We start from the raw sequence: 5,240 nt of genomic DNA on the forward strand, positions 1-5,240 counted from the left end.
CTGCTCGGGGGCGCGGGGCGGCCCGGCGGGCATGACATGTTCAGCAGGCATGACAGACACTTCCCATCGCCGTACCGGGGTTGCGAGGGAGTGCTCAGCGGCCGGGGTGCTCGTCCCGCGGCCAGGCGCGCACTTCGCACCAGACCGCCTTGCCGGACGGGGTGTGGTCGGTGCCGTGCCGCTCGGCCATGACCGCGACGAGGAACCAGCCCCGTCCCGTCTCCTCCATGAGGTCGATCTGCCGCGCCCGGGGGACGGCGGCGCTCCGGTCGTGCACCTCGATGCGGAGCCGGGTGCCGGCGCGCAGCAGCCGCAGGCAGAGCGCCGCGCCGGGGATCGGCGCGTGCCGGACGGCGTTGGTGACCAGCTCGGACACCAGGACCTCGGCGTCGTCGGCGACGTGCCCGATGCCGGAGGCCTTGCTGACGGACCGGCTGAACCGGCGCGCCCGCGGGACCGACTCCCGCTCGGCCGGCAGCGTCAGCTCGCCCAGCAGCAGCGGGGCGGGCTCGTCGATCGTCGGCAGGCCGTGCGGTGGGGTGGTGGTCAGCGTGCTCGGGAGTGGGGTGCTAGGGAGTTCGATGGTGTGGTGTTCGCCCGACATGATGAACGCCTCCTTGACTAAGGCGTGTCGCCCGCTGCCAGCCCGGCCGGGGTGCAGAGCTGAGGTGGGCGTGGGGGGCCGAGGGGCGCGGTCCGGTCATGACGGATCGCTTTCCTCGGTCTGGGTGCCCGCCCGGGCGCGCAGCAGCCGGGCGGTGCTGGTGAACCACTCGTAGTTCTCCTGCTCGAACCGGTGTCCGCGCAGGCAGGTGAGGTACGGGCCGAGTGGGGACCCGGTACGCAGGAACGTCTCCTCGTCGAGGTCGCCGCGCAGGTGCTTCAGGGTGCGTTCGAAGACCTCGATCTTGGCGGCGGACGCCACCGCCCGGTCCTCGAGCTGCGCGATGACGGCGGGGGCGGAGATGTGGTCCACCGCCTGGACCATGACGAGCAGGTTCTCGCGGATGATGCCCGGCTTGGCCGGCTCGGCCGCGAACCGCTCGAGCTCGTCGACACCGGCAGGGGTGACGGTGTAGACGCGCTTGTTGGGCCGGTCGTGCTGGATGATCTGCCGTCCGCTGATCAGGCCTTCCGTCTCCAACCTCGACAGCTCCGAGTAGAGCTGCTGCGGTACGGCATGCCAGAAGTTGGAGACCGACAAATCGAAGATCTTGGCCAGCTGGTAGCCGCTGTACTCGCCATCGAGCAGCGCCGCCAGCACCGCGTGACGTAGCGCCATCGGCCTTCTCTCCCCGCCTTGACTCAGGGTGATGCCCGACGTTATCAGACAACGACATGATTAGTCATCATTTTGACTAGGATTGGTCAGCCGGAAATTTCACTGATCTTCGAATCGCCTGGCCGGGGTCATGCGCCGGCCCGCCGCAGCTCCGCGACGCCCGGTTCGAGGTCGCCGCCGAGCGCGGTGATCTCGCCGTCCAGGAACGCCTCCCGGGTCAGCCGGCGCTGCATCTTCCCGCTCGTCGTCCGCCGGACCGTGCCCCGCGCGGCCAGCACGACGCTGACCGCCGGAAGCTCGAACGTGCGGGCGACCCGCGCCTTGATCAGGGCCGCCAGCTCGTCCAGCGGCGTCCCCGCGGCGGCCCGGGTACTGATCTCCTGGACGATGACGACCTGCTCCCTGCTCCCGTCGACGGGACGGTCGCTGCCGGGGCCACCGCCCAGGTCCGCGTCGATCGCGGCGTCGATCGCGAAGGCGGCGCCGGTCAATGCCGACGGATGGGCCGCCCGCGCCGCCTCCTCGATGTCGTGCGCGTGGATATTGCGGCCGTTCACGATGATCAGATCCTTGATCCGGCCGGTCACGTAAAGCTCGCCGTCGGCGATGAATCCGAGATCGCCCGTTCGCAGAAAGGGGCCGTCGCCCGAGGACGTCCGCGCCTCGAACGTCGCCCGGCTCTGCTCGGGGCTCTTCCAGTAGCCGGCGGCGACGCTGCCGCCGCGCACCCAGATCTCGCCGACCCGTCCTTCCGGCCGCTCATCGCGGCTCTCCGGGTCGACGACGCGGACGTCCAGCGTGACGGGACGCCCGCTGCTCACCAGCCGCCTGACGCTCGCGGAGCCGTTCCCGGCGACCGCCCGGTTCCGGGTGAGGGCGTCGGCGTCGAAGTCGCGGACGACCGGCCCGCCGCCGAGCGGGGCGCCGGTGACGAGCAGCGTCGTCTCCGCCATGCCGTAGCAGGGCATCCACATGGCCGGCTTGAACCCGACCGGGGCGAACCGCTCGGCCATCGCCTCCAGCGTCGCGGCCCGGACGGGCTCGGCGCCGTTCTTGACGACGGTCAGCGACGACAGGTCCAGGCCCTCCAGCTGCCGGTCGGTGATCCGGCGCAGGGCCAGCTCGTACCCGAAGTTCGGCGCCACGGTGATCGTCCCCCGGTACTGGGTGATCAGCTCCAGCCACAGCACGGGACGCTTGATGAACGTGATCGGCGAGGTGAACACGTACCGGCAGCCGAGGTAGAGCGGCTGGAGGAACTGCCCGACCAGGCCCATGTCGTGGTAGTGCGGCACCCAGCCGACGCCGACCGTGTCGCTCGTCCCCTCGATGCGGCGCTTGATCTCCTCGCCGTTGCCGAGCAGGTTCCCGTGGGTGACCATCACGCCCTTCGGCTCGCTCGTCGAACCGGACGTGTACTGCAGGAACGCGAGGGTGCCCGGACCGAACTCCGGCGGTTTCCACGTGCCGGGATCGGACTCCTTGCCCGCCTGGGTGTCGAGGCAGTGGACGCGTCCCTTCAGCCCCGCCGCCGTGAGCCACGCGTCGAGGGTGCCCCGGTGGGCGGTGTCGGTGAGGATCAGCGCGATGTCGGCGTCCTCGATGATCCGGCGGGTGCGGCCGAACCGTCCCGCGTCCAGGTCGGGCAGCGGCGCCGGGACGGCGACGACCCGCGCGTACAGGCAGCCGAGGAACGCCGCCAGGAACTCCAGCCCCTCCGGATACAGCAGCAGGACGGCCCTGTCCCGCAGGCCGCGCGCCTCCAGGCGGCAGCCGAGCACGCGGGCCTTCCGGTCGAGATCGGCGAAGCCGAGCTCGTTCTCCGTGTACTTGCGGCCCGGTCCGGACGGGGTGAAGGGCCGCCCCCCGGAGGAGGCGCCCTCGCTGATGAACGTGAACGACCGGTCGCCGCCATGCGCGCGTAAGTTCGCCCGGACGTGCGACACGAAGTCGTTCTGCACGGGCTCCGCAGGCTCGTCGTACCCGGGGTCGTCGTGCACGGGCTCGTCGTGCACGGGCTCGTCGTGCACGGGGTCGGGGTCACTGTGCACGGGGGCTCACTCGTCCTCGGCCAGGGACATGAGGGAGAACCAGCGCCGCTCGCCGGTGGCGCGGAACATCGCGTCCTCCAGCGGCGGGAGGAACTCCTCGGACAGGATGATGTCGGGCTGGGCGCGCTGGAGCAGCCGCTGCAGGCAGAGGACGAGCCACTCCCCGTCGGCGAACCGGCCGCCGAACGCGTGCCGGTTGTGCAGCCAGGTGAGCATGCAGGAGACCATCGCGTGCAGCTCGCAGTACCGCTTGGCCCGCGCCAGCGCCGCCACCGACGAGGTGTCGCCCTCGCTCGCGCGGATGCCCGCCTCCACCTTGGCCCGCAGCCCGCCGATGCCGGACATCAGGTCCTTCAGCTCCGCGGCCACGCCGGGCGCCGCATGCGTGTTCGCCGCGGTCAGCACCTCTTCGGAGATCTCCTCGAAGCGCTGGCCGACCTCGTCCCGGCCCTCGTTGGTGAGCTGGAGCATGCGGCCGTCCGGCTCCCAGGGGGGCGGCGTCCGCGTCCAGCAGAACAGGTCGGCGAGCAGCTCGTCCTCGTGTCCCGTCTCCTGCGGCGGCTCGATCAGGTACGGGAGCTGGCCGGCGACGTTGGCGAGGTTCACGTGCGTGGTGCCCTCGAAGATGCTCGCGATCGCGTGGTCGCGCTGCAGCTTCTGGAACACCCCGTGCGCGACGCCTTCGCGCAGGTACCCGCGCGCGGCGAGGACGGTCCCGATGCTGGCGACGACCTCCTCCCCGATGACGGGGACGAAGTACTTCGCGATCGACGACCACAGGCTGAGCCGCCCGGGCGCCACCGTCAGGCAGCGCGCCACCGGGATCGCGACGCACTCGGCGATCAGCAGGTCCAGATGCGCCTTGAGCAGATGGTCGCGGATCACCGGGATCTTGTAGATGTCCGATCCGTACAGGGTGCGCTGCCGCGCGTACTCCATCCCGATGCGCACGACCGCGTCGATCGTCCCGACCGACAGGGCCGCGATCGCCGTCCTGGTGATCTGCAGGGTCTTCAGCGTCTGGACGAGCCCGGAGCCGCGCCGCCCGATCACCCGCTCGGCGGGGATCCGCGCGCCGGAGAACGCGACGCCGCTCAGGTCGTGGCCGCGCAGCCCGACCGTCCGGACCGGCGGCAGCGTCGACCACACGGCCGGGTCGAGTTCACGCTTGTCCACCAGGATCAGGGAGAAGTCACGCGGGCCGGTCTTGGCGTAGGTGGTGACGAAACGCCCGCGAGTGGCGTTGCCCACCGGCCACTTCACCCCGGTCAGGACGAGGTCGTCCCCCTGGATGTCGGCCTCCGACTCCGACGCCATCACGTCGCTGCCGTGGTCGGCCTCCGAAACACCGAAACAGGCCAGGTCGCCGCGCAGCACCCCGTCCGCGACGGTCTTGCGCTGCCACGCGTCGCCCCACAGCCACACCGGGTTCACCGCCAGCAGCCCCGACCCGTACATCACCGCCACGGTGACGCTGCGGCGCGAGATGCCGCGGGTGACGAAGAACAGCTCCTCAAGCGTCGTCAGGCGCCCGCCGAGCGGGACCGGCACCAGGTACTTCGGGAAACCCCAAGCCCGCACGGCGTCGACGGCGCCCGGCGGAAGCTCGTCGCGCTCCTCCGCCTCCACGATCGCCTTGTAGGAGAACGGCCCGGCCTCGTCTTCCATCGGATCGCCGAGGTAGCCGTCCAGGTCGGCGGCGATCCGGTGCGCCGGTGACAGCGCTTCCAGAACGGGCGCCGTCCTGCCGGACGGCCGCCCAGGCGCGGGGTTAACGGGGTGTACGGGGACCTTACTCTCCATCTTGCCTTCCACTCCCTATGTCTGGGTCGCTCCCTAGGGCCGCCCCTATGCCTGCGGGGGACCGGACGGATCCCCCGCTCCCCCCGCATCCGCCGCCCCCGCGG

4 protein-coding genes are annotated in these 5,240 nt (G+C 71.2%); all 4 read right to left on the minus strand.

The window, feature by feature from the left end:
• Positions 1-94: 94 nt before the first annotated feature.
• Complete coding sequence (locus tag E1293_RS44270) at positions 95-604, minus strand: ATP-binding protein (RefSeq protein WP_132205720.1); 510 nt, start codon at positions 602-604, stop codon at positions 95-97.
• Between the two features lie 96 nt (positions 605-700).
• Positions 701-1,282: a PadR family transcriptional regulator gene (locus tag E1293_RS44275; protein WP_132205722.1), complete on the minus strand. Its 582-nt coding sequence runs from the start codon at positions 1,280-1,282 to the stop codon at positions 701-703.
• A gap of 128 nt (positions 1,283-1,410) precedes the next feature.
• Complete coding sequence (locus tag E1293_RS44280) at positions 1,411-3,333, minus strand: fatty acyl-AMP ligase (RefSeq protein ID WP_207939483.1); 1,923 nt, start codon at positions 3,331-3,333, stop codon at positions 1,411-1,413.
• 6 nt (positions 3,334-3,339) lie between these two features.
• Positions 3,340-5,136, minus strand: coding sequence for an acyl-CoA dehydrogenase family protein (locus E1293_RS44285; RefSeq protein ID WP_132205724.1), 1,797 nt, complete (start codon positions 5,134-5,136; stop codon positions 3,340-3,342).
• Positions 5,137-5,240 lie beyond the last annotated feature (104 nt).

Origin of the sequence: Actinomadura darangshiensis, from assembly GCF_004349235.1 — a bacterium.
GTDB classification, from domain to species: domain Bacteria; phylum Actinomycetota; class Actinomycetes; order Streptosporangiales; family Streptosporangiaceae; genus Spirillospora; species Spirillospora darangshiensis.

Excerpts from the sequence above, each read along its gene's own strand:
- E1293_RS44270 (WP_132205720.1), bottom strand. The coding sequence starts at position 604 with ATGTCGGGCGAACACCACACCATCGAACTCCCTAGCACCCCACTCCCG.
- E1293_RS44275 (WP_132205722.1), bottom strand. The coding sequence starts at position 1,282 with ATGGCGCTACGTCACGCGGTGCTGGCGGCGCTGCTCGATGGCGAGTAC.
- E1293_RS44285 (WP_132205724.1), bottom strand. The coding sequence starts at position 5,136 with ATGGAGAGTAAGGTCCCCGTACACCCCGTTAACCCCGCGCCTGGGCGG.